The following is a 21691-nucleotide window of genomic DNA, read 5'->3' as shown; positions in this document are numbered from 1 at the left end:
CATGGCCGAAGCCCATGATCTTGTCCTTGCGCTCCAGCATGCCCAGGGTGCCGCGCACGGCTTCCTCGGGGTTCTTGAACTTCTCGATCATGGCCATGGCCGCCTCGTTGGCGCCGCCGTGCAGCGGTCCGCGCAGGCTGCCGATGGCGGCAGTTACGCAGGAGTGCAGGTCGGACAGGGTGGAGGCGCACACCCGCGCGGTGAAGGTCGAGGCGTTGAATTCGTGCTCGGCGTAGAGGATCAGCGACACGTTCATCACCTTGCGGTGCAGCTCGCTGGGCGCCTTGCCGTGCAGCAGGTGCAGGAAGTGCCCGGCCACGTCCGGCTCGTCGCTGGTGCAGTTGATACGCACGCCGTGGTGGCTGAAGCGGTACCAGTAGCACATGATCGCCGGGAAGGCCGCCAGCAGGCGGTCGGTGGCGTCGTGCTGCTGGGCGAAGGTCTTTTCCGGTTCCAGGTTGCCCAGGAACGAGCAGCCGGTGCGCATCACGTCCATGGGGTGGGCGTTGGCGGGGATGCGCTCCAGCACTTCCTTCAGCGCCTTGGGCAGGTCGCGCAGGGTGCTGAGCTTGTGCTGGTAGTGGTCCAGGTCCTGGTGGTTGGGCAGCTCGCCGTACAGCAGCAGGTAGGCCACTTCCTCGAAGGTGGCGTGCTCGGCCAGTTCGCGCACGTCATAGCCACGGTAGGTCAGGCCGGCGCCGGCCTGGCCCACGGTGGACAGGGCGGTCTGCCCGGCCACCTGGCCACGCAGGCCGGCACCACTCAATACTTTTGCTTCGGCCATGGTTGTCTCCATTCTTGAATTTATTGTCTGGAATGTGGGAGCTGGCTTGCCAGCGAGTTTGTGGGGCCCCGAAAAGCTCGCTGGCAAGCCAGCTCCCACAGGTGTTTCTTAACCTTTCTTCTGGGCAAACAGGGCGTCCAGCTTCTGCTCGAACACGTGGTAGTCGATGGCGTCGTACAGCTCCATGCGAGTCTGCATGGTGTCGATGACATTTTGCTGCGTGCCGTCGCGGCGGATGGCGCCGTAGACGTTCTCGGCCGCCTTGTTCATGGCGCGGAACGCCGACAGCGGGTACAGCACCAGCGACACGTCCATCGACGCCAGCTGCTCGGTGGTGTACAGCGGCGTGGCACCGAATTCGGTGATGTTGGCCAGGATCGGCGCGCGCACGCGGTCGGCGAATTGCTTGTACATGGCCAGTTCGGTGATGGCCTCGGGGAAGATCATGTCGGCGCCGGCCTCGATGCAGGCCTCGGCGCGCTCAAGGGCCGCGTCCAGGCCTTCCACGGCCAGGGCGTCGGTGCGCGCCATGATCACGAAGCTGTCATCGGTGCGCGCATCCACGGCCGCCTTGATGCGGTCGACCATTTCCTGTTGGCTGACGATCTCTTTATTGGGCCGGTGCCCGCAGCGCTTGGCGCCCACCTGGTCCTCGATGTGGATGGCGGCAGCGCCGAACTTGATCATCGACTTGACCGTGCGCGCCACGTTGAACGCCGACGAGCCGAAGCCGGTGTCGACGTCCACCAGCAGCGGCAGGTCGCAGACGTCGGTGATGCGGCGCACGTCGGTGAGCACGTCGTCCAGGCCGCTGATGCCCAGGTCCGGCAGGCCCAGGGAGCCCGCCGCGACGCCGCCACCCGACAGGTAGATGGCCTTGAAGCCGGCACGCTTGGCCAGCAGCGCGTGGTTGGCGTTGATGGCGCCCACCACTTGCAGCGGATGTTCGTTGGCAACGGCATCGCGGAAGCGCTGGCCGGGACTGTTCTTATTGTTCATGACTCACCTCTCAGGCTGGGTGGAAGCGTCCGGGTAGTGACGCTCGATATTGCGGCGCGATGCCCCGATGTGCCGGCGCATCAGCAATTCGGCCAATTCGCCATCGCGGTCGGCGATGGCATCCAGAATGCGGTGGTGCTCGGTAAACGCCTGGCGCGGGCGGTTGGGTGTGGCCGAGAACTGGATGCGGTACATGCGCACCAGCTGGTACAGCTCGCCACAGAGCATTTGCACCAGGGTGCGGTTGCCGCTGCCCTGGATGATGCGGTAGTGGAAGTCGAAGTCGCCTTCCTGCTGGTAATAGCCCACGCCGGCCTGGAAGGCTGCGTCACGCTCGTGGGTGTGCAGCACCTGGCGCAGTTCCTCGATCTCGGCTTCGGTCATGCGCTCGGCCGCCAGGCGGCAGGCCATGCCTTCCAGCGATTCGCGAATTTCGTACAGTTCGATCAGCTCGGCATGGCTGAGCGACACCACCCGCGCGCCCACGTGGGGAATACGCACCAGCAGCCGCTGGCCCTCCAGGCGGTGGATGGCCTCGCGCAGCGGCCCGCGGCTGATGCCGTAGGTGCGCGCCAGCTCCGGCTCGGAGATCTTGCTGCCGGGGGCGATCTCGCCCTTGACGATGGCGGCCTGGATACGCCGGAAGACGTTTTCGGAAAGCGTTTCGGAGTCTTCGGCGGCGAGGGTGCTGGGCATATTGTCGACACACTGTGTTTTGATATGGTCGAAAATAGCCATATCCGCACATCAAGTCAAAGAAAAAACAGTGATTGTCGACAATGGTCCAATAACCGCTGCTGCGCAAGAAATGGGGTTTTTTCCCGGGGCAGGGCGCTTAGAATGCCCCCTCGACCGATTGGAACCGCTGCCATGGACTACGCCTGCAAATTCCTACAATCCCCCGTGGGCCTGCTGACCCTGGTCGCTCGCGGCCCCAAACTGGCGGCCATTCTGTGGGAAGACGACCGCCCCAACCGTGTGCGCCTGGGCGAGTTGCAAGAGCAGGGCGACCACCCGATGCTGCTGCGCACCGCCGCGCAGTTGCAGGAATATTTCGCCGGCGAGCGCCAGCAGTTCGACCTGGAGCTGGATTTTGCCGGCACCGATTTCCAGGTGCAGGTGTGGCAGGCGTTGCTGGCCATCCCATTCGGCGAAACGCGCAGCTACCTGGACATTGCCACCCAGCTGGGCAACCCCAAGGCCGTGCGCGCGGTGGGCGCCGCCAATGGCCGCAACCCCATCTCCATCGTGGCGCCGTGCCACCGGGTTATCGGCAGTTCAGGCAGCCTCACCGGTTTTGCCGGCGGCTTGCCGGCCAAGCAGTTCCTGCTCAGCCTGGAACGTCGGGATCTGCTGTCGGTGTGCTGAACGCTGCCACCAGCGCTTCCACCACCACGTTTACCCGCGCCGTGTGGCGCAGGTCGGCGTGGCTTACCAGCCACACTTCATAAGGCTGCGCGCGCACGCGCTGCGGCCATACCCGCACCAGCCCGTCGCGCTCGCCGGCCAGTATCGGCAGTTCGCTCAGGCCCAGTCCGGCCGCCACGGCCTGGCGCACCAGCAGGCTGGTGCTGGCGCTGCAACTGATTTCGGCGCTCTGGGCCGGCTCATCGAGCAATGTGCTGGCACGGCCAGCTTCCACATAGGGCTGCCACGCCACCTGGGCATGGCCGGCAAAGCCGCTGCCCGGCTCCGGTACGCCGTGCCGTTCCAGGTAGTGCGCCGAGGCAAATAACCCCACCGGCCACGCCGCCAGCCGCCGTACCAGCAGGTCGGGGTTGTCCGGCTTTACGGTGCGGATGGCAATGTCGGCCTCGCGCCGGGCCAGGTTGAGCATCTGCGTCGAGGCCTTCACATCCACCTGCACCTGCGGGTGCTGCACACGCAGGCGGGCGAGGGCGGGGATGACGAAATCCACCGCCAGCGAATCGGTGGTGGCCAGCCGCACCTGGCCGCTGGGCACGTCATCCAGGCCCTGGATGCGCCGCTGCAGGTCGTGGGCGGCCTGCTCCATGTGCACCGCCGCGCTGTAGGCGGCTTCACCCGGCGAGGTCAGCCGGTAACCGTCGGAACTGCGCAGGAACAACGTCGCGGCCAGCGCCTCTTCCAGGGCGGCGATGCGCCGGCCCACGGTGGCCTGGTCCACGCCCAACTGCCGCGCCGCACCGCGCAGGGTGCGTTCGCGGCACAGGGCCAGGAAGAAACGCGTGTCGTCCCAGTTCATGCTCGCTCCTGTGATGCATTTATGCATCTTATGGATGGGTAATCGCTGCATTATTGCATCTTCTTGCAGGGCTATGATGAACGCCTTGCTGTTGGCGGTGGTCACTGCCAATAGCCCAACTGATACGGAGCGCGACCATGCCTGCCATTCAACTGCCGTCCAGCATGACCTATATCGAGATCACCGAGCCCGGCGGCCCCGAAGTCCTGCAACCGCGCCAGGGCCCACTGCCCGTGGCGCAACCCCATGAACTGCTGATCAAGGTGCACGCCGCCGGCGTCAACCGCCCCGACGCCTTGCAGCGCGCCGGGCAATACCCCATGCAACCGGGCATGAACCCGTTGCCGGGGCTGGAAGTGGCAGGCGAGGTGGTGGGCCTGGGCGCGCAGGTGCAAGGTTTTGCCCTGGGCGACAAAGTCTGCGCGCTGACCAACGGCGGTGGCTATGCCGAGTACTGCAGCGTGCCGGCCACCCAGGCGCTGGCGATACCGCCGGGCATGGACATGGTCACCGCCGCCGCCATTCCCGAAACCTTCTTCACCGTGTGGGCCAACCTGTTCGATATGGCCCACCTGGACGCCAACCAGAGCGTGCTGGTTCACGGCGGCACCAGTGGCATTGGCACTAGTGCGCTGGCCTTGTGCAAGGCGCTGGGCATCAAGGCCTTCGCCACCGCTGGTACTGCAGAAAAATGCGCGCAGGTGCAGGCGCTGGGCGGCGAGGCCATCAATTACCGAGAGGAAAACTTCGCCCAGGTGATTGCCGAACGCACCGCAGGCAAAGGCGTGGACGTGATCCTGGACATCATGGGCGGCTCGTATTTCGAGCAGAACATCGCCGCCCTGGCCCGTCGCGGGCGCCTGGTGGTGATCGGCTTCCTGGGCGGCGCCAAGGTCAAGGAGGTGAATTTGCTGGCAATCATGGCCAAGCAGGCCGTGGTCACCGGGTCGCTGCTGCGTTCGCGCAGTACGGAAGAGAAGGCGGTGATCGCCGCTGGGTTGGAGCGTCACGTGTGGCCGTTGCTGGCCGAAGGCAAGTCGTTGCCGGTGCTGGACCAGGTGTTTCCCCTGGCCGACGCCGCGGGTGCCCACCGGCGCATGGAAGGCGGTGATCACATCGGCAAGATTGTGTTGCAGGTGGTTTGATCAGGTTAGCCAAGGCAGCCGGCCTTGCAGGGCCGGCTGCCGTCGGGCTTTACAGCGCCATGTCAGCCGCTGGGTTGCTGGCCGCTTTGGCCGGGGCAGCCTGTGGCTGCGGGGCCGCAGTCAGGTCGATGGCCGGTGGCGGGTTCAGCTGCAGGACTTGGCTGGTGTAGGTCCATTCCTGCATCACGGCTTCAGGATGGTCGTTCAGCTTGGTGCCGTAGCTAGGCACGATCTGACGCAGTTTGTCCTGCCAGGCCGGGGTGGCGACCTTGTCCTTGAACACCTTCTCCAGCACGCTCAGCATGATTGGCGCGGCAGTCGAGGCACCTGGCGAGGCGCCCAGCAGGCCGGCGATGGTGCCGTCCTGGGAAGCGACGATCTCGGTGCCCAGTTTCAGCACGCCGCCCTTGTCGGCATCACGCTTGATGATCTGCACGCGCTGGCCGGCTTGCCACAGGCGCCAGTCTTCCTTCTTGGCTTTCGGGAAGTATTCCTTCAGGGCGTTGAAGCGGTCGTCATCCGACAGCATCAGTTGCCCGGCCAGGTATTCCACCAGCGGGTACTGTTCGATACCGACCTTGGTCATCGGCCACACGTTGTGCGTGGTGGTGCTGGTCAGCAGGTCGAAGTACGAGCCGTTCTTGAGGAACTTGGTGGAGAAGGTGGCGAATGGGCCAAACAGGATCACGCGCTTGCCGTCCAGCACGCGGGTGTCCAGGTGCGGAACCGACATGGGCGGTGCGCCTACCGAGGCGATGCCATAGGCCTTGGCCATGTGCTGCTCGGCAACGCTGGCGTTGTCGGTGACCAGGAACGAGCCGCCCACCGGGAAGCCTGCGTATTCGCGCGCTTCAGGGATGCCCGACTTCTGCAGCAGGTGCAGGGCACCGCCGCCGGCGCCGATGAACAGGAACTTGGCGTCGGTGACCGATTCGGTACCGTCCTTCAGGTTCTTGTAGGTCACGCGCCACGAACCGTCGTCATTGCGCGAGATGTCTTCGACTTCGCTGGACAGTTTCAGGTCGAAGTTTGACTTGGTCTGCAAGTAGCCAACGAACTGGCGGGTGATTTCGCCAAAGTTCACGTCGGTGCCGATGGGCGTCCAGGTAGCGGCGACTTTCTGTTTCGGGTCGCGGCCGTCCATCATCAACGGGACCCACTTCTTGATCTGCTCCGGGTCTTCGGAATACTGCATCGGGCGGAACAGTGGGCTGGCCTGCAGGGCGTCGTAGCGCTTCTTCAGGTACTTGATGTTGTCGTCGCCCCACAGGAAGCTCATGTGCGGGGTGGAGTTGATGAACGAGTGCGGGTTCTTCAGCACGTCATTCTTGACCTGCCACGACCAGAACTGGCGCGATACCTGGAACGACTCGTTGATTTCAACGGCCTTGGAGATATCGATCTTGCCGTCCTTGCCTTCCGGGGTGTAGTTCAGCTCGGCCAGGGCGGAGTGACCGGTACCGGCGTTGTTCCAGCCGTTGGAGCTTTCCTCGGCGACGCCGTCCAGGCGCTCGACCATTTCCATCGACCAGCCCGGCTCCAACTCATTGAGCCAGATGCCCAGCGTGGAACTCATGATGCCGCCGCCCACCAGCAGCACATCGACTTTCTTCGGCTCGGCGCCATGGGCCGGCAGCAGCGTCATGGACAACGCCAGACCCAGGAGGGTCCTGTTCATTTTCTTCAACATCAATAACCCCTGATTTAAAAAACTCAATCCGCGTCCCGCTCTCTTGGCGAAATTGCGGGGGCAGTGAGCACTGAAAAAGATAGCGAGCTACCTTTTCCGTAGTCATGTCCCTCCGGAGCCGATTTCTTGTTAATTATTAGCGACAGCTACTGGGGGCATTCTTTATGGGGGCGCCAAGCGACGCCTGTATTGCTATCTGGATTGCTAGAAGTTTTGCGCGGTTGCGTCACTTCGTCGCGGGGGGATAATACCTTAGTCGTATGAAAAATGTTTCATGAAATGGCGTAAATGCCATCATTGACTCTTCAAAGACCGGTTTTGTGGGAGCTGGCTTGCCAGCGAGCTTCAGGGCCCCAACAGCTCGCTGGCAAGCCAGCTCCCACGGATACGTTTATTGTTACGGGTTCTGGTACAGCCAGGCTTCAAACTCGGCGGCGGGCATGGGGCGGGCTATCAGGTAGCCCTGGCCCACGTCGCAGCCGGCCTGGCGGACGAAATCGTATTGCTCCGGGGTCTCGATACCTTCGGCCGTCACGCTGAACTTCAGCGCATGCCCCAGCTGAATGATCGCCCGGGTAATGGCCACGTGTGTGGCCGAGTGCGGCAGTTCCTGGATAAACGCGCGGTCTATCTTCAGGTTGTCCACCGGCAGCAGGTGCAGGTATGCCAGCGACGAATAACCGGTGCCGAAGTCATCCACCGCGGTGGTCACGCCCATGCCCTGCAGGCGGCCCAGCACACTGCGCGCCAGTTGGCGGCTTTCCAGGAACAGGCTTTCGGTCACTTCCACCTCCAGCAGCCGCGCGGGCAGCTGGTAACGTTGCAGGGCGCGGCTGACGGTGTCGACGAAGTCGCTGCGCTCGATCTGCGGCACCGCCACGTTGATGGCCACGTGGCCGTGGAAACAGTCACTGTCACGCCACTGGCGCAGGTGTGCGCAGACCTGGTCCAGCAGCCATTCGCCCATGGGCACGATCAGCCCGGTGCGCTCGGCCAGGGGAATGAAATCGGTAGGGGCAATCAGCCCGGCCACCGGGTCCCGCCAGCGCATCAGCGCTTCGGCGCCCATCACCTGGCCGTCGGCCAGGTTCAACTTGGGCTGGTACCACACTTCCAGCTCGTCATTGTCCAGGGCCCGCCGCAGGGCGTGCTCCAGGCTCACGCGCTCCTGCATGTGCTGGGTCATGTGTCGCTGGTAGAAGCGGTAGTCGTTGCGACCGGCCTCCTTGGCCGCGTACATGGCCGTGTCGGCATGGCGCAGCAGGGTGTCGGCGCAGGTGCCGTCCGCCGGGTACAGGGCCACGCCGATGCTGGCGGTGATCAGCGCCGTGCTGCCGTCCAGGTCGAAGGCCGGCCGCAGGCTGTCGAGCAGGGCCTGCAGGCGGCTGATGACTTCCTCTACCTGGCGGTTGATCGGCAGCACGAAGGCAAACTCGTCGCCGCCCAGCCGCGCCACCAGGTCGCCGGGGCGCAGCGCACGCTGGAAGCGCAGCGTGGCTTCGTGCAGCAGGCGGTCGCCGGTGGGGTGGCCGAGGGTGTCGTTGACGGTCTTGAAACCGTCGAGGTCCAGCACCAGCACTGCCAGTTGCCGGCCATGGGTGGCTGCCTGGCGAATGTCCTCGCCCAGCCGCTGGTGGAACAGCACGCGGTTGGCGAGCCCGGTGGTGGCGTCGAAATGCGCCAGGCGTTCCAGGGCTTCCTGGGTCTGCTTGAGGCGGGTGATGTCGTTGGAAATGCCCAGCACCCCCAGCAACTGGCCGTCGGGCGTGCGCAGCGGGCATTTGGTGGTGAGGTAGGTGCGCGGTTCACCCCGCTTGTGGTGAATGTCCTCGAAGCGCTGGGCCTGGCCGCTGATCAGCACCGTGGAGTCGTCGAGGTTCTGCTGGACCGCGTCGGCAGGGATCATGAAATCGTCGCGACGGCGGCCCACCAGCTCGGCTTCCTGATGGTCCACGGCGTCTTCGTACAGCTGGTTGCACAGCACCAGGCGGCCCTGGGGGTCGAACATGTAGATGAGCGACGGCGCGTTGTCGACAATGGCCTGCAACAGGGTTTTCTGCCGCAGCAGCTCGGCCTCGGCCTGGCGGCGTTGGGAGATGTCACGGACCACGGCAAAAGTGACGGGCTCGCCGTCCAGGTCGAGCACGCTGAGGGTCACTTCGGCGGGAAACAGGCTGCCGTCCAGGCGCCGGTGGGTCCATTCGAAGCGTTGCACGCCCTTGGCGTTGGCGGCAGTCAACACGGCGTCGGCACGCTCCACCGAGGGCGTGCCGTCCTCCTGCAGCAGCGGCGACAGGTCCAGGGGGCTGATGTTTTTGAACGCCGCAGCGTCGCTGAAGCCGAAGGTGGCGAGCATGGCGGCGTTGGCCTGGCTGCTGAAACCATGCTGGTCGAGGATCCACACGGCGTCCGGTGAGCATTCGAACAGGCGCCGAAAACGGTCTTCGCTCAGCGCCAGCGACGCGCGCACCACGGCGTGGTCCGCGATCTGGCGCTTGAGCTCCAGGTTGCGCCGGCGAATCAGGCGCTGGCTGATGCCCACCTGTACCGCCAGCAAACCCAGCAGCACGATGGCGCCCAGGCACAACAAGGTCAGCGGCGATTGCCACGGCGCGCTCCACGGCGTGCCGTCGGTCATGGCCAGCAGGCTCGCCAGCAGGGCGGCCGTCATCACCAGGTAACGGGTGCCAGGGCAGCGCAGGAAATCATTGAGGGTTTTCTGGGTCATCGATGCCGGTCTGCCGAGTCAAGGTGTCGACTCCCTGTCGCGCGCGGCGCCAAGGCGGCACTGCAACCGTTCTATCGGTCGGAGGGCGCAAAGGTTGAGGGGCAGGGCAGGCAATCGGACGAGCTGCACGGCTGACCCGGCGGTCTGCACGGCGTGAGCCGCGCCACCTTGCAAAATGCACGGCAATAAAAGGTGGCGAAGCAGGTTTTAGCGCCCGTGCGCAGTTGGCTCGAACCCTGCAACGGTGCTTGGCAAGAACAGTCGGGGCGTTACCCCGAGGAGGTTGCCGTGAGTATCATCTGTCTGATCAAAGGTTGTGAATGGGCTGCATACCCTGCGCAAATGCTGGGCTCGGCATTGATGACCTGCGAGCGTTGCGAACGCTGCGGTGCCCTGCGTTACCACAGCCCTGTCGTCAACTGAATGACGGCAACATGAAAGGTCTGACAGCCAGGCCAAATTGACATGAATTCTGCCAGGCGCGACGGTACTCTCCAGTGCTTCCTTGTCTGATTCTGGATACCTTCGCGCATGCTTGCCCCCGCTGACGGTCTGCCCAGCCACAACCGTATTCCCGCTGTCATCGCCATCTCGCTTGCCGTGGGCATGGCCACCCTCGACTCGGCCATCGTCAACACTGCGCTGCCCACCCTGGCCAGCGGCATCGGCACCGATTCCGCCTCGGTCATCTGGGTGGTCAACGCCTACCAGCTGGCCATGGTCGCCACCATCCTGCCGTTCGCCTCGCTGGGCGAAGTGCTCGGCCACCGCCGCGTGTACCTGGGCGGGCTGCTGGTGTTCCTGCTGTCGTCGCTGGTGTGCGGCCTGGCCTGGTCGCTGCCGTCACTGGCCATTGCCCGGGTGGTGCAGGGCTTGGGCGCGGCGGCAATCATGAGCGTCAATACTGCGCTGATTCGTTTCATATACCCCTCGAAAATGCTGGGCCGGGGCATGGGCTACAACTCGCTGGTGGTGGGCCTTGCCTTCACCCTGGGGCCCACGGCAGCATCGGCGATCCTGGCGGTAACCAGCTGGCACTGGCTATTCCTCATCAACGTACCCCTGGGCGTGCTGGCTGCCGTCCTGGCCCAGCGCAACCTGCCGGAGGTCGAACGTGCCGGCCACGATTTCGACCGCGTGGCCGCAGTGCTCTGCGCAGGCTTGTTCGGCTTCCTGGTATTGGGCCTGGGCACCACCGTGCACGGCGCCAGCGGCCTGCTGACCGGCGTGGAACTGGCCGTGGCGCTGGCCTGTGGCACCCTGCTTATCCGCCGCCAAGCCGGTCACCCGGCGCCCATGCTGGCCCTGGACCTGTTCAGGCGGCCGCTGTTCGCGCTGTCTTCAGCCACCGCCATCTGCGCCTTCACCAGCCAAGGGCTGGCGTTCGTGGCGTTGCCGTTCCTGCTGCAAAGCGTACTGGGCCACAGCCAGGTGGCCACCGGCTTTCTCATGACCCCCTGGCCCGCCGTGGTGGCGCTTACCGCCCTGGTGGCCGGGCGCCTGGCTGACCGTTTCTCGCCCGGCCTGCTGGGCGGCATCGGCCTGTTGGCGCTGAGCCTGGGCATGGCCGCCCTGGCCTTGCTGGGCGAGGGTGCCAGCGCCTTCGACATCGGCTGGCGCATGGCCCTGTGCGGCGCCGGCTTCGGCTTCTTCCAGTCGCCCAACCTCAAGGCGCTGATGACCAGCGCCCCAGCCAGCCGCAGCGGCGGTGCCAGCGGCATCGTCGCCACCTCGCGGCTGCTGGGGCAAACCCTCGGCGCTTCGCTGGTGGCGCTGTGTTTCCATGCATCGCTGGGCAGCGGGCCTGCGTGGGCGTTGTGGCTGGGCTGCGGGTTTGCGCTGGTGGGCAGCGTGGCCAGCGGGGCGCGGGTGTGGCAGGTGGGGGGCGGCTTCCGCTAGGCTCTGTACGAAATGCATCCCAGCTCGACCATGCTGCGTTGAAAGCAGGCTCGTGCGCGAGTCCGATCGGAATGCTCATTTACAACCCGTAAAGTCGGGCGCGACCCCGGCCGTTCCTCGCCTGTTTTCGCCTTGCCTGGCCTTCGCTGGAACACATTTCATACAGACCCAAGGCCCGGTCAGACGCTGCCTTCGGTTTCGACAACCAGAATGCGCGCCACGCCCACCGGGTGCGCCACGTGCTCGGTGCCCACCGACGCATAGAAAATGTCCCCCGTCTGCAGCAACGCGGTGTGCTCCACGCCTGCTTCGCGGTAATGCATGTGCACTTGGCCGTCGAGCACCACGAATACTTCCTGGCCGTCGTTCACGTGCCACTTGTAGGGCTGGTCCGTCCAGTGCAGGCGGGTGGTGATGGTGCCGGTCATGGTGGCGATGTCGAGGGCGGCCCAAGGGCAGTCGCCGGTGAAGGTTTTCGGCTGGATGATTTTCATGGGGCGTTCGTCAGGGCCTTTTTGCGGGGAGCGCCGAGGATATCAAATGCAGAAGCGGCTGGGTGCTTTGCCCTGGGGGTCGGTTTCAACCTTTATATACGAGCTGAAACTATTTCGTGGGGTGATTCGGCAGATAAGGCGTGAGTATTTTTTCGCAGGCGTGTAATTATTGTGGGTCAGCTCTTGATTCTACAGAACGTGATTTTTACTTTGTAGTTTGAATGCGGTGTGTATCTGTAAGGGTTTTTAGCTCGATTTGTAGGAAATATTACTCTGCAGTGTAGGTCGCCTCTCGAATCCCCCTGAGGGGTAGTATTACTTAAAGCGTTGGCTTACTTTTCTGGCATCGCGGCCATCAAGGCAGGCACTCATTAGCCATGCCGAACTCCCTTTATAGGGCGGCAACATGGCTGTGCCTGATCGATAGTTGCTTTTTGTCACGAAGGGGAAACCGATGGCGTCGAACAGTTTTCAGAATGAAGTACCCAAGGCCCGCGTCAACATCAAGTTGGAGTTGCACACAGGCGGTGCGCAACGCAAGGTGGAACTGCCGCTCAAGCTCATGGTGATGGGTGACTACAGCAACGGCCGCGAGCAGCGGGCGCTGTCGGCGCGCAGCAAGGTGGACATCAACAAAAACAATTTCGACAGTGTGCTCGCGGAGTTCTCCCCTACGCTGAAAGTCAGCGTGGAAAACACCCTGCTGGGTGATGCGTCCGAAACGGTTGCAGAACTGAGCTTCAGCGCCATGAAAGACTTTGAGCCCGAGCAGGTCGCCAGGCAGATTCCCCAGTTGCGGGCATTGCTTGCCATGCGCAATCTGTTACGCGATCTCAAGTCCAATCTGTTGGATAACAGCACCTTTCGCCAAGAGTTTGAACGCATTCTACGCGATGACACATTAAGTAATGAACTGCGTGCCGAACTGGCACTGTTGGTGCCGCAAACGCCTCGCTAATTCATCGCTTCTGTTTTATAGGGAAATTCATCATGTCTGCAAGCCAAAACACGGCATCGGCCCGTGGCGCTGAAGTGTTGCCTGAAGAAAGTCAAAGTGTGTATGGCGGGTTGTTCGCGAAGATCAATCTGAGCCCGGTCGCCACCCTGGCAAACATCGAGGAGTTTCAGCATTCCGAGGCAATGGCGGAGGCCTCGGCTGACACGCGCGTAACCGCCGCGGTCAGTGTGTTCCTGGATTTGTTGAAGCAGTCGGCGCGCAAGGTCGAGCGTCTGGACAGGACCTTGCTGGACGAGCATATCGCCTTGCTGGACCGGCAGATCAGCCGCCAACTGGACGCGGTGATGCACCATGCCGATTTCCAGCAGGTGGAATCCACGTGGCGCGGGGTGAAGTCGCTGATCGACCAGACCGATTTTCGGCAGAACGTGCGCATCGAGCTGCTGGATATCAGCAAGGAACACCTGGTGCAGGACTTCGACGATGCCCCGGAAGTGGCCCAGAGTGGCCTGTACCAGCACACCTACATACAGGAATACGACACACCCGGTGGCGAGCCCATTGCCGCGGCCATCTCCAATTACGAGTTCGGCCGCGGCCCGCAGGACATCGCCTTGCTGCGCAACATCTCCAAGGTCGCCGCCGCCGCGCACATGCCGTTCATTGGCGCCGTGGGCCCCGGGTTCTTTGGCAAGCAGACCATGGAGGAGGTGGCTGCCATCAAGGACATCGGCAACTACTTCGATCGCGCCGAATACCTGAAATGGAAGGCCTTCCGCGACAGCGACGACGCCCGCTACGTCGGCCTGACCATGCCCCGTGTGCTGGGGCGCCTGCCGTATGGCCCGGACACGTTACCGGTGCGCAGCTTCAATTACGTGGAAAGCGTCAAGGGCCCCGACCACCACAAATACCTGTGGACCAACGCTTCGTTCGCCTTCGCCGCCAACATGGTCAAGAGCTTCATTGCCAACGGCTGGTGCGTGCAGATACGCGGGCCGCAATCGGGCGGGGCGGTCACCGACCTGCCTATTCACCTGTATGACCTGGGCACCGGCAACCAGGTGAAGATTCCCTCCGAGGTGATGATTCCGGAAACCCGTGAATTCGAATTCGCCAACCTCGGCTTCATCCCGCTTTCGTATTACAAGAATCGCGATTACGCCTGCTTCTTCTCGGCCAACTCCGCACAGAAACCGGCGTTGTTCGACACCGTCGATGCCACCGCCAACAGCCGTATCAACGCGCGGCTGCCCTACATCTTCCTGCTGTCGCGCATTGCCCATTACCTGAAGCTTATCCAGCGCGAAAACATCGGCACCACCAAGGATCGGCGCGTGCTGGAGCTGGAACTCAACCGCTGGGTGAGTGGCTTGGTGACCGAGATGACCGACCCCGCCGATGACCTGCAGGCCTCGCACCCATTGCGCGAGGCGCAGGTCACGGTCGAGGACATCGACGACAACCCCGGCTTTTTCCGGGTCAAGCTCTACGCCGTGCCGCACTTCCAGGTCGAGGGCATGGACGTCAACTTGTCGCTGGTTTCACAGATGCCCAAGGCCAAGGCCTGAGCGGGCCACAGGGAGAACACGCGATGAAGATCGACCGTCCTTTGTGGGCCGCGGGGGCTTTGCTGAGCCCGCAGCAATTTCAGCAGCAGGCGCGCTGGGAAGCCTGGACCAACGAATGCATTGCCCACCTGACGCTGACGTATCCCTGGGGCATTGGGGCGGCGACGTTTGACCTGGACGCGCTGCGCCTGGGCAAACTCAAGGCAAGCCAGCTGCGGTTGCGCCTGCCGGACGGCACGCTGATCGACTCCGATGCCGTCGACCCGCTGCCCCCGGCGCTGGACCTGGCGCAGCTGCTGCCTGCCGACGTGCTGGATGCAGTCGTCGTGGTGGCGCTGCCGCTGGAGCAGGCCAACGGCAATAATTGCGTGTTCGAGGGCACGCGGGTGGACCGGCCCATGCGCTACGTCCAGGGCTGGCGGCAGGTGCAGGACCTCTACGGTGACGACGTGCAAAGCGTGGGGGTGCTGGAGCAGGCGTTGAGCCTGCGCCTGGCCACGGATGACAACGCTGACTTTGTCACCACCCCGGTAGCCCGGCTGATGCGCGACGGCCAGCAGGGCTGGCTGCTGGACCCCGGCTACGTGCCGCCTCTGCTGAGCTTTGCCGCGCACCCCGGGCTGCTGACCCAGCTGCACAACCTGCTGACCCAATTGGCCGCCAAGCGCGTGCGGTTGATGGGCATGCGCCGCGAGAGCAACCAGCGCATGGCCGACTTCGCGGTGGCCGACGTGTCGCTGTTCTGGCTGCTCAATGCGCTCAATACCTACCAGCCGGTGCTGGCCGACCTCTGCGCGCACCCGGCGCGCCACCCTGAGCTGGTGTACCTGGAACTGGTCAAGCTGGCGGGCGGGCTGCTGACATTTTCCCTGGAACACGACGTCGATCAGTTGCCTGCCTACCGTCATGAGGCCCTTGGCAACGTGTTCCCGCCCTTGATGGCAACCATCTCGACCTTGCTGGAAGCCAGCCTGCCGTCAAGGGTGATTGCCCTGGCGCTGGAGCTGACCAGCGCCAACCGCTGGCAGGTAGCGCTAGACGATCCGCGCTTGCGCGAACCCGGTGGCGCGGACTTCTACCTGTCGGTGTGTTGCCGGCTGCCGGCGGCGCAATTGCAGAGCCAATTCCCGCGCCTGTGCAAGGCAGGCACGCCAGACGACGTCGACCACCTGGTCAACGCCGCCCTCGATGGCGTGCCGCTGCTACCCCTGGCGCATGTTCCCGCGGCCATTCCCCTGCGCCTGGAAAACCAGTACTTCGCCCTGGACCTCAACCATGCCAAGGGCCAGGCGGTACTGGCTGCAGGTGTCTGCGCCTTCTACATACCCAGCACGCTGGCGGACGCAAGGCTTGAACTGTTCGCGGTGCTACGCACATGAGCCTTCCAACCATGAAAGAGCCCGCCGCCACGGCCGTGCCTATCGATCAACTGCTGCAGGACAGCTACCTGCTGGTGGTGGAGTTGCAGCAAAGCGCGCCCTTGCACGATGCCGCGACCCTGCGCGAGCGCTGCATCACCCAGATCGACCGGGTACGGGCCGAGCTGGGTAGCGCAGGCGTCAGCCAGGCCAGCATCGACCACATCAGCCATGCCCACTGTGCCTTGCTGGATGAAACGGTATTGAGCATCGCCAAGGGCGAGGACCATGCCGCCTGGGCCAGCGAGCCCTTGCAGGCGCGGTTCTTCAGCCGGCACCAGGCCGGGGATTACCTGTATGAGTCGTTGCGCGAACTGCTGCGCCAACCCTCGGCCGACCCCTTGGTGCTGACGGTTTACCAGCGGGTGCTGACCCTGGGGTTTCGTGGCCGCTACCGCGAGGTCGACGTCCCCGAACGTGCGCAGTTGCTGGCGGCGTTGAACGCCCAGGTGCAGCCCATGCAGGTGCACTTGGCGTTGCCCTCCCAAGCGGGCGGAGCGGCCTGGTTCAGCGGCTGGTTCAATGCCTCGCCGCTGGCCCATTGCCTGGCCGCTGGCTTGCTTCTGGTCGCCGGCTGGTGGGCGCTGTCGTCCCTGCTTGGCAACCTGGTGAGCACGTTGCTGGTCGGTGTGGCCTGAGGTGCGGGGAATGACGCAGGCACCCAGGCGCACACTGTGGTTGTGGGCGGGCGCACTCCTGCTGGTGCTGTGGTTGATTGTGCCTTTGAGCGCGACGGCCAGCGCCGTGGCGGCGCTGGCAACGATCGTTGCGGTGGGTTGGGCCTGGCGGCGGGCAGGGCAGCGTGGCCAGGCTGAAGGGCTGGGTGTTGCCGAGCCCGGGTTGCCGCCAGCCGGGTACGGGCTACCCGTGGTGCTGGTGTGCGGCGACGGTTTGTCGCCGCTGTTTGCTGGCGCTTCCCTGCGTACCACCGCACAAGGCTGCTATGTACAGGTGGCCAAGGTCGAGCAGCTGCCTGCGGCAGTGGCGGGGCTGCAGGCGGTGCGGCCGGAGTGGGCAGGGCAGTTGAGCGTGATGTTCGTCGTCAACCCCGGCGAACATCAGGGCACCGATAGCGTCGCATGCCGGGTCCGCGCGTTCGTTCACCAGCTGCTGCTGGCGCGCAGGGCGGGCCATGAACTGCCACTGTTGCTCATCAGCCATGTCCCTGCCAGCCACGGCACGGGGGCATGGTTCAGTTGGGCGGCGGGCCAGGCCAGTATGCATGTGCGCGACGGCGGCGCTTGCACCGACCTGGGTGAGTGGCAACGACAGGCCACTACCCACCAGCAGGCGACTGCGCGGTTGCACGCCAGCGTGCAACTCAACAGCGCAGCCATGTGGCTGCATGCCCAGGTGCTTTCGTGTTTCACCGCCGCCCCCGGCGATACCGCGATGGTACGGCCCCTGGCGTGCGCCATCAGTCTGGTCGCTAGCGCACCACGGCTGCCAGCAAACCAGTGGCAACAATGGCTGCATGCCCGGGCCGGGCTGACAAAGGCCACGCCGGAGGTTGCAGGGGCTGCGCTGCCATTTCCCGACCCGCTGCTGCAGCTGTTGCCGGTTACCGCGCAAGGTTGGGCGAAGCGTCGCGCCGCCGTTGCCGCCGTATGGATGTTTACCCTGGCAGGCGCGGTAGCGCTGGGCAGTTCGGCCTGGCAGAACACCCTGTTGGCGCGGCAGGTCACCGATGACCTGCGCCGGCATGCCGCCGTCGCGCATGTTCCGCCAGGCAATGCAGCAGCGCGCCAGGAGCACCAGCAGGCGCTGGCTGCCCTGCGCCAGGACGCCGACCGCCTGGACCACAACTTCCGCCATGGCGCGCCCTGGGCGTTGGGCCTGGGCCTGTACCACGGCAACCGGCTGCGCCTGCCGGTACACGCGGTGGTCAATGCGCCTCCACCGCAGCTCGCCCCGGCACCCGTGCGGTTGGACAGCCTGTCGCTGTTCAGCATCGGCAGCGCCCAGCTCAAGCCCGAGTCCACCCAGGTGCTGGTCCAGGCGCTGGTTCACATCAAGGCCCAGCCTGGGTGGCTGATCGTGATTGCCGGGCATACCGATGCCTCGGGCAGCGCTGACACCAACCTGCTGCTGTCGCGCGCCCGTGCAGCCGCTGTCCGCGACTGGATGAAGGCCATGGGCGGCATCCCGGACAGCTGTTTCGCCGTCCAGGGCTTCGGCGCCAGCCAACCCATCGCCCGCAATGACACCGAACACGGGCGCACGGCCAACCGCCGCGTCGATATTCGCCTGGTGCCCGAAGCTGGGGCCTGCGCCCAGCTTGCAACGGCATCGGGCCTGCAAACCCAGTCGCATGTCGCGACATTTTGAGAAGGAGCTTTACATGGCTATTCCCGTTTACCTGTGGCTGAAAGACGACGGCGGCGCCGAGCTCAAGGGCTCTGTCGACGTGCAGAGCCGCGAGGGCAGCATCGAAGTGGTGGCCCAGGACCACAAGGTCTACATCCCCACCGACAACAACACCGGCAAGCTGACCGGCGCGCGTATCCACACGCCGTTCCTGTTCACCAAGGAGATCGATGCCAGCAGCCCATACCTCTACAAGGCGGTCAGCACGGGCCAGACCCTGAAAAGCGCCGAGTTCAAGTGGTACCGCATCGACGACGCGGGCCAGGAGGTGGAGTACTTCAACACCACCCTGGAGAACGTCAAGGTGGTGCAGGTAGCCCCCAAGATGCACGACGTGAAAGACCCGGCCAAGGAAAAGCACAACCACCTGGAAGAGATCGAACTGCGCTACGAGAAGATCACCTGGACCTATGTGGACGGCAACATCATCCACTCCGATTCCTGGAGTGAACGCCAGACCGGCTGAGGCCCATGAACCTGCCGGTGTGCAGGGTTGAGCGTCCGTTCGCGGGCGCTCAGCCAAGCACATCCCGCCTCGTGCGCCCCCGCCCGTCTCTATCCACAAGGAAGTACCCCATGGTACCCAGCGCCAGTCGTCTGCTCCGCCGCCTCAACCCCCATTGCGCCCAGGCCTTGAGCGCCGCGGCGTCGCTGTGCCAGAGCCGTGCCCATGGCTACATCACCGTCGAGCATTGGCTGCTCAAGCTGCTGGAGCAGGGGGAGGGCGACCTGACCCTGATCGCCCGGCGCCTTGAATGGGACATGGATACCCTGTGGCGCGGCCTGCTCGATCACCTCGACAGCCTGCCGCGCAGTGTCCAGGCCAAGCCGCAGCTGTGCCGCAAGCTTGAGCAGCTCATTCAGCAGGCCTGGCTGCGCGCGTCACTTGAAGACGGCAACGACTGCCTGCGCTCGGTGCACCTGCTGGGCGCACTGACGCAAATGCCGCAGTTGCTGGCCTGCCATGCCAGCTGGCCGCTGCTCAGCCTCGGCGAGACGCAGCTGGAACGCCTGGCGCCGCTGCTTCAGCAGTCAGTGGAACGGCCGGATTCGCCGGCCGAGCCAGTGGTTTCAGCTGGCGGCGATCGTGTAGCGCAGCCCGTGCTTGAACGCTTCACCCAGGACCTCACGGCCAAGGCGCGCCAGGGCGAGATAGACCCTGTGTTGGGCCGTGACAGCGAAATTCGCCAGGTCATCGACATCCTCAGCCGTCGGCGCAAGAACAACCCGTTGCTCGTGGGTGAGCCGGGCGTGGGCAAGACCGCGCTGGTCGAGGGCCTGGCCTTGCGCATCGCAGCCGGCACTGTGCCCGAGGCCCTCAAGGCGGTCAGCGTACGCACCCTGGACCTAGGCCTGTTGCAGGCTGGGGCAGGGGTGAAAGGCGAGTTCGAACAGCGCCTGAAGCAGGTCATCGAAGCCGTGCAACAGTCACCCTCGCCGGTGCTGCTGTTCATTGATGAAGCGCACACATTGATCGGTGCCGGCAACCAGGCCGGCGGTGCCGATGCCGCCAACCTGTTGAAACCTGCCCTGGCCCGGGGCGAGTTGCGCACCATCGCTGCCACGACCTGGTCGGAGTACAAACAGTACTTCGAGCGTGACGCCGCGCTGGAGCGTCGCTTCCAGCGCGTGGCCGTGGCGGAGCCCGATGACGCCGCTGCCAGCCTGATGCTGCGTGGCCTCAAGGCGCGCTACGCGCAGTACCACGGCGTGCACATTCTGGATGAAGCGGTGCAGGCTGCTGTCACCCTGTCCCGTCGCTACCTCACGGGGCGGCAACTGCCTGACAAGGCCGTCGACCTGCTGGACACCGCCAGCGCCCGCGTGCGCATGAGCCTGGACTGCGAACCCCAGGCATTGGTGGCGCTCAGCGCCCAGCGCCAGGCGTTGGCGCTGGAGCGCAGCGCATTGGAGGACGACGCGCAACTGACGGGCCAGGCCATCGCCGAACCACTGGCTGCGCTGGATGCGCGCGATGCCGGCCTGCTGCAGACGGCGCAGGCGCTTGAAGAACAATACCGCCAGGAGCTTGCCTTCACCACGCACCTGCTGGCCGCCCGCCAGCAGGTGCCAGCCGTTCCAGCGACCTGCGCCGCCCTGCAAGCGCAACTGCTGGCGGCCCAGGGCAACCAGCCGCTGGTGTCGCTGGACGTGGGCGTGCGCAACGTCGCCGAAGTCATTGCCGACTGGACCGGCATTCCCCTGGGCAGCCTGCTCAAGGATGAGCAGGCGAGCCTGCTGGCGCTGGAACGGCAGCTGGGCGAGCGTGTCATCGGCCAAGACCGCGCGCTGGCGGCGCTGGCGCAGCGCCTGCGCGCCGCCAGGACCGGCCTTGCCGCCGAACACGCGCCACTGGGGGTATTCCTGCTGGTGGGCAGCAGTGGCGTGGGCAAGACCGAGACTGCACTGGCCTTGGCCGATTGCCTGTTCGGTGGCGAGACATCGCTGGTTACCCTCAACCTGTCCGAGTACCAGGAGGCGCACACGGTCAGCCAGCTCAAGGGTTCACCGCCCGGCTATGTGGGCTACGGCCAGGGTGGCGTGCTGACCGAAGCCGTGCGCCAACGGCCCTACAGCGTGGTGCTGCTCGACGAGGTGGAAAAGGCCCACCGCGACGTGATCAATCTGTTCTACCAGGTGTTCGACCGCGGCTTCATGCGCGACGGCGAAGGCCGCGAGATCGACTTTCGCAACACCGTCATCGTCATGACCTCCAACCTGGGCAGCGATCATCTGCAAGGGTTGCTGGAACAGTACCCCGACGCCGATGACAGCACCTTGCACGCCTTGCTGCGCCCATGCCTGCGCGCGCATTTTCAGCCGGCGCTGCTGGCCCGTTTCCAGACCCTGGTCTACCGCCCCCTGGCAGCGCCTGCGCTGGCACGCATCGTCGCCATCAAGCTGGCCCAGGTCTCCAGGCGCCTGCACCGCCACTACGGCCTGGCCTGCCATATCGAGCCCGCGCTGGTCGACGCCCTGACCGTCGCCTGCCTGCTGCCCGACAGTGGCGCCCGCAACATCGACAGCCTGCTGAACCAGCAGATCCTGCCGGTGCTCAGCCAGCAATTGCTGCAACGCCAGGCCGCCCGCCAGCGTACCCGCGCGGTCACTCTCGGCCACTGCGACGTCGACGGCATCACCCTGCAATTCCACGACCTAGCCGCCCAGGAGGCCTGACCATGGCTGAAGCCCCACGCATCCTCTTCGACCACACCCGCCACCGCCTCAACATCAGCCAGCTGCAAGCGCCGTTGGACGTGCTGGCCTTTGCAGGCGAAGAGCGCCTCAGCCAGTGCTTCACCTACCGCATCGAATTCACCAGCCCGGTGCAGGACATCTCACCCGAACAGGTACTGCGCTGCGACGCCATTTTCCGCCTGTTCCCGTTGCCGGTGAAACCGCTGTACCGCGGCC

The 21691-nt window shown here is 64.7% G+C and carries 19 protein-coding genes; 12 read left to right on the top strand and 7 right to left on the bottom strand.

Features of this window, described 5'->3' with window-relative positions; translation table 11 throughout:
• From AC0SZ7_RS31300 to AC0SZ7_RS31290, 3 genes are all read right to left on the bottom strand, one after another.
• On the bottom strand, positions 1-784 hold a 784-nt coding region (locus AC0SZ7_RS31300; RefSeq protein ID WP_475507949.1), incomplete at its 3' end, for a citrate/2-methylcitrate synthase.
• Positions 785-892: 108 nt separating this feature from the next.
• Positions 893-1783, bottom strand: a complete 891-nt coding sequence (gene prpB / locus AC0SZ7_RS31295; protein ID WP_475507948.1) for a methylisocitrate lyase — start codon at positions 1781-1783, stop codon at positions 893-895.
• Positions 1784-1786: 3 nt separating this feature from the next.
• The gene (locus AC0SZ7_RS31290; RefSeq protein ID WP_475507947.1) at positions 1787-2479 is read right to left on the bottom strand and encodes a GntR family transcriptional regulator; all 693 of its coding nucleotides are present in this window, start codon (positions 2477-2479) and stop codon (positions 1787-1789) included.
• A gap of 174 nt (positions 2480-2653) precedes the next feature.
• Between AC0SZ7_RS31290 and AC0SZ7_RS31285 the strand changes: the two genes are divergently transcribed.
• Positions 2654-3151 carry a methylated-DNA--[protein]-cysteine S-methyltransferase gene (locus tag AC0SZ7_RS31285; RefSeq protein WP_475507946.1) on the top strand — a complete coding sequence of 166 codons (498 nt, stop codon included), beginning with the start codon at positions 2654-2656 and terminating at the stop codon, positions 3149-3151.
• Here the strand turns inward: AC0SZ7_RS31285 and AC0SZ7_RS31280 are convergent.
• The gene (locus tag AC0SZ7_RS31280; RefSeq protein ID WP_475507945.1) at positions 3114-4007 is read right to left on the bottom strand and encodes a LysR family transcriptional regulator; all 894 of its coding nucleotides are present in this window, start codon (positions 4005-4007) and stop codon (positions 3114-3116) included. The genes AC0SZ7_RS31285 and AC0SZ7_RS31280 overlap by 38 nt on opposite strands.
• A gap of 146 nt (positions 4008-4153) precedes the next feature.
• Here AC0SZ7_RS31280 and AC0SZ7_RS31275 point away from each other — a divergent pair, with 146 nt between their 5' ends.
• The gene (locus AC0SZ7_RS31275; protein WP_475507950.1) at positions 4154-5152 is read left to right on the top strand and encodes an NAD(P)H-quinone oxidoreductase; all 999 of its coding nucleotides are present in this window, start codon (positions 4154-4156) and stop codon (positions 5150-5152) included.
• A gap of 49 nt (positions 5153-5201) precedes the next feature.
• On the opposite strand, the gene mqo is transcribed toward AC0SZ7_RS31275, so the two are convergent.
• Both mqo and AC0SZ7_RS31265 read right to left on the bottom strand, forming a co-directional pair.
• Positions 5202-6842 carry a malate dehydrogenase (quinone) gene (mqo, locus tag AC0SZ7_RS31270; protein ID WP_475507944.1) on the bottom strand — a complete coding sequence of 547 codons (1641 nt, stop codon included), beginning with the start codon at positions 6840-6842 and terminating at the stop codon, positions 5202-5204.
• Positions 6843-7239: 397 nt separating this feature from the next.
• Positions 7240-9570, bottom strand: a complete 2331-nt coding sequence (locus tag AC0SZ7_RS31265; RefSeq protein WP_475507943.1) for a putative bifunctional diguanylate cyclase/phosphodiesterase — start codon at positions 9568-9570, stop codon at positions 7240-7242.
• Positions 9571-9858: 288 nt separating this feature from the next.
• On the opposite strand from AC0SZ7_RS31265, the gene AC0SZ7_RS31260 reads away from it, so the two are divergent.
• Positions 9859-9993 (top strand): PSPA7_2676 family Cys-rich small protein, encoded by a 135-nt coding sequence (locus AC0SZ7_RS31260; protein WP_475507942.1) that lies wholly within the window; start codon positions 9859-9861, stop codon positions 9991-9993.
• Between the two features lie 108 nt (positions 9994-10101).
• Entirely contained in the window at positions 10102-11469 is a 1368-nt protein-coding gene (locus AC0SZ7_RS31255) for an MFS transporter (RefSeq protein WP_475507941.1), read from the top strand.
• A gap of 179 nt (positions 11470-11648) precedes the next feature.
• On the opposite strand, the gene AC0SZ7_RS31250 is transcribed toward AC0SZ7_RS31255, so the two are convergent.
• Positions 11649-11963 carry a cupin domain-containing protein gene (locus AC0SZ7_RS31250; RefSeq protein WP_475507940.1) on the bottom strand — a complete coding sequence of 105 codons (315 nt, stop codon included), beginning with the start codon at positions 11961-11963 and terminating at the stop codon, positions 11649-11651.
• Positions 11964-12417: 454 nt separating this feature from the next.
• On the opposite strand from AC0SZ7_RS31250, the gene tssB reads away from it, so the two are divergent.
• The 8 genes from tssB to AC0SZ7_RS31210 form a co-directional block, all read left to right on the top strand.
• On the top strand, positions 12418-12921 hold the full coding sequence (gene tssB / locus AC0SZ7_RS31245; protein WP_475507939.1) for a type VI secretion system contractile sheath small subunit: 504 nt from the start codon (positions 12418-12420) through the stop codon (positions 12919-12921).
• Between the two features lie 32 nt (positions 12922-12953).
• Complete coding sequence (gene tssC, locus AC0SZ7_RS31240) at positions 12954-14492, top strand: type VI secretion system contractile sheath large subunit (protein ID WP_475507938.1); 1539 nt, start codon at positions 12954-12956, stop codon at positions 14490-14492.
• A gap of 23 nt (positions 14493-14515) precedes the next feature.
• Complete coding sequence (gene tssK / locus AC0SZ7_RS31235; RefSeq protein ID WP_475507937.1) at positions 14516-15871, top strand: type VI secretion system baseplate subunit TssK; 1356 nt, start codon at positions 14516-14518, stop codon at positions 15869-15871.
• Positions 15868-16548 (top strand): type VI secretion system protein TssL, short form, encoded by a 681-nt coding sequence (gene tssL / locus AC0SZ7_RS31230; protein ID WP_475507936.1) that lies wholly within the window; start codon positions 15868-15870, stop codon positions 16546-16548. The genes tssK and tssL overlap by 4 nt, the downstream gene beginning before the upstream one ends.
• A 10-nt stretch (positions 16549-16558) precedes the next feature.
• On the top strand, positions 16559-18238 hold the full coding sequence (locus AC0SZ7_RS31225) for an OmpA family protein (RefSeq protein WP_475507935.1): 1680 nt from the start codon (positions 16559-16561) through the stop codon (positions 18236-18238).
• A 13-nt stretch (positions 18239-18251) separates the two neighbouring features.
• A complete protein-coding gene (locus tag AC0SZ7_RS31220; RefSeq protein WP_475507934.1) occupies positions 18252-18743 on the top strand; it encodes an Hcp family type VI secretion system effector in 492 nt (163 codons plus the stop codon).
• A 110-nt stretch (positions 18744-18853) separates the two neighbouring features.
• Positions 18854-21454, top strand: coding sequence for a type VI secretion system ATPase TssH (tssH, locus tag AC0SZ7_RS31215; RefSeq protein ID WP_475507933.1), 2601 nt, complete (start codon positions 18854-18856; stop codon positions 21452-21454).
• A 2-nt stretch (positions 21455-21456) separates the two neighbouring features.
• A partial coding sequence (locus tag AC0SZ7_RS31210) for a hypothetical protein (protein WP_475507932.1) occupies positions 21457-21691 on the top strand: 235 nt, incomplete at its 3' end.

The organism is Pseudomonas sp. JC1203 (assembly GCF_056175065.1).
This window is presented reverse-complemented; position numbering and strand designations above follow the sequence as displayed.